The sequence below is a fragment of the Psychrobacter sp. genome, from assembly GCF_035469765.1.
Classification (GTDB): Bacteria; Pseudomonadota; Gammaproteobacteria; order Pseudomonadales; family Moraxellaceae; genus Psychrobacter.
In genome coordinates, this window is record NZ_DATIRM010000014.1 from 1 (window position 1) to 2623 (window position 2623).

Consider the following 2623-nt stretch of genomic DNA (forward strand, 5'->3'; position numbering starts at 1 on the left):
GTTGTCAATTTTACGTTTGCGTTCACCAGCTCGTCTGAGCTTATCGAAACAAATGCGCACAAAAACCCATGCAGCTCATCGACATGCTCTTCATTGATATGAGCCATGGCATCTGCAAGTTCAGGGAAAGTTAAGATAGTATATGAGTCTGCTTGAGTAGGAGAATGGTGTTTAATAGAGGAGATCGAATGGGTCATATATATACTCACGAACAACAGTGAATGGAAGAGGGAAAAACGGCATCGCCATTAATGATAATTGTTTTTATTCTCGTTTACGAGTAAAATCAGTTTTTATTGGCTTTTTGATATAAATACCACGACTTTAATTAACGATGAGTACCTATATGTTACGTGCAGATCAACTGACCGTCAGTCGTCAAGGAAACACCTTACTAGACAATGTGAACTGTGAGATGGATACCAATGAATTGGTGGCCTTGGTGGGACATAACGGTTCAGGCAAATCCACTTTGATTAAAGCGTTGGCAGGCGAAATGATGAGTAATGGCGGTAGCGTCAATTTAGATGAGCGCCGTATTGGTGACTACAGTAGCAAAGAAGTGGCTAGGCAAATGGCTTATTTGCCGCAGCAATTACCAGACGCCGCTGGGTTCACAGTGCGTGAATTGGTCATGCTGGGACGCTATCCTCATCAGAAATGGCTCCAAAAACCAAGCCAAATTGACAGAGATAAAGTAGCAGAAGCGATGAGTATCACTCAAACAGAAGCATTCGCTGACCGTATCACGGCCACACTCTCAGGTGGCGAGCGTGCCCGAGTTTGGCTTGCCATGTGTCTGGCGCAGGACACCCGATATCTGTTGCTCGATGAGCCATTAGCGGCACTTGATATGCACTATCAGCTAGAAGTTATTCAGCTTATTCGTCGTTTGGTCGATGAGCAAGGGTTGAGTGTGGTCATTATTATCCATGATATCAATCTGGCAGCGCAGTATGCCGATCGAGTCATTGCGCTAAAAAACGGCCGTGTTTGCCACAATGGCGACATCAAAAGCACCATGCAGCCTGACATACTGCGAGACATCTTTAATGTGGATATGCAGTTGCTCCAGCATCCTATAACAGGACAACCGGTTGCCGTTACTTAACATGGTCAAAGCATTTGTAAATGGTGACGGTATTAACTGCGCTTAATGTACTGGATGTACTATTTGCGCTCGCTTGCTCCGTATCCATTTTAAACGGCTTTGACTACGTTTAACTTCTCTTTTTATTTTTTACTCGCTTATTTCCTTTTACTCGCTTAAAAAAGATAGACCGCTATGTTTTCTGTTTTGTATCAATATATCGCCTCTAAACGGGTCGCAAAACCTTTACTAACTGATCGTATCGGCACCACTTGGGTAAAGATAAAGCGGCGACCTATTGTAGCAACTTTGGCGCTTGCCACCGCACTGACTGCCTGCCATAAACCAATGACTGAGCAACAAACCACTCAAGTAGACAGTCCCAATAACGTGGACATCAATATCGTTTCTCCTGATTGGGGCAATGCGGCGACGTTGATAGCGATGGGCTATCCACCGATTGCGACAGGTGATATCAGGGTTTGGGACAGATGGGTAGGCACGCCTAAACTGCCAACGTCAACGATTGATTTGGGTATTCGTTATCAGCCCAATGCTGAACTGATAGCCCAGCTGCCCGTCGATATGGTCGTCGATAACTTTTTTTATGAACATGCCCGAAACCTTTATGGGGACGTGCCCGCCGAGTCTATTATGTTTGCCGCTAAAGGTGATACCGCGACTTGGGCAGATTATACCCAGCCGACTCGGCAGTTAGGTAAGCTGATTGATGAGCCTAAATTGGCTGAAGACTATATTGTAAAAAGCCGTAAAGACATAGAGGTTGCCAGTGAGCGCCTCCAACAGCGTTATCCAAACATAAAAAAAATCGCTGTTGTACAGTTTGCTGATGCCAATAATATGCGCATGTATGTCGCCAACAGTTTGTTTCAACCAGCGCTTACCCAAATGAAAAAAGAGCTTGTGGTACTGGGCAAAGGCAATAGTTACGGCTTTGTGCCGATACGAATGGGCGATTTGGCGCAGTTGGATGACGATGTTTGCTTATTAATCATCGACCCTTTAAGCCCAATAACCCGAGCTGAGATTAAGGACAGTCTGGTTTGGCAGCGCTTAAGCTACGGCAACAACCGCTGTGTGGGCGAGATGCCGCCAGTATGGATTTATGGCGGCATGTCATCATTGGTCGACTTGGCAAACAATTTATCCACTGTCGAATTAAAAGGCGGGAGCGCATCATGACCGCTAACACCAATACCAACATTAATACCAGTCAAACCCATCACACGCCTGCCAATAACATGACCAATAATGCCAAGCCTATGACGTCACTTTCCTCTTCCCAATCGGTCGATATCTCAAAGCACTCCGGTTCGCGAAAACAAAAAACACCAAGCCCGCCACCAAACTCATCTCAACTGCACAGTACGCGCCTCGCTGCTACGTCATGGCGATTATGGGCAATGCTCATTACCCTTGTGAGCTTGTCCGTGTGGAGTAGTTGGGCACTGATCAATCAAGAGTGGACGCGGCCGATTGGGGATTTGTTTCTCCCAAGCGCGCAGTTAGACA

Annotated in this window: 3 protein-coding genes and 1 pseudogene; 3 read left to right on the top strand and 1 reads right to left on the bottom strand. The window is 46.0% G+C overall.

What is annotated here, in order from left to right; genetic code table 11:
* Positions 1–197: hypothetical protein (locus tag VLN09_RS00310; RefSeq protein WP_325242988.1), on the bottom strand; the 197-nt coding region annotated here is incomplete at its 3' end.
* A 149-nt stretch (positions 198–346) separates the two neighbouring features.
* On the opposite strand from VLN09_RS00310, the gene VLN09_RS00315 reads away from it, so the two are divergent.
* From VLN09_RS00315 to VLN09_RS00325, 3 genes and pseudogenes are all read left to right on the top strand, one after another.
* On the top strand, positions 347–1111 hold the full coding sequence (locus tag VLN09_RS00315) for an ABC transporter ATP-binding protein (protein ID WP_325242991.1): 765 nt from the start codon (positions 347–349) through the stop codon (positions 1109–1111).
* A gap of 174 nt (positions 1112–1285) precedes the next feature.
* Positions 1286–2293 carry an ABC transporter substrate-binding protein gene (locus VLN09_RS00320; protein WP_325242994.1) on the top strand — a complete coding sequence of 336 codons (1008 nt, stop codon included), beginning with the start codon at positions 1286–1288 and terminating at the stop codon, positions 2291–2293.
* A pseudogene (locus tag VLN09_RS00325) lies at positions 2290–2623 on the top strand (Fe(3+)-hydroxamate ABC transporter permease FhuB); the annotation flags it as partial. The gene VLN09_RS00320 and the pseudogene VLN09_RS00325, both read left to right, overlap by 4 nt.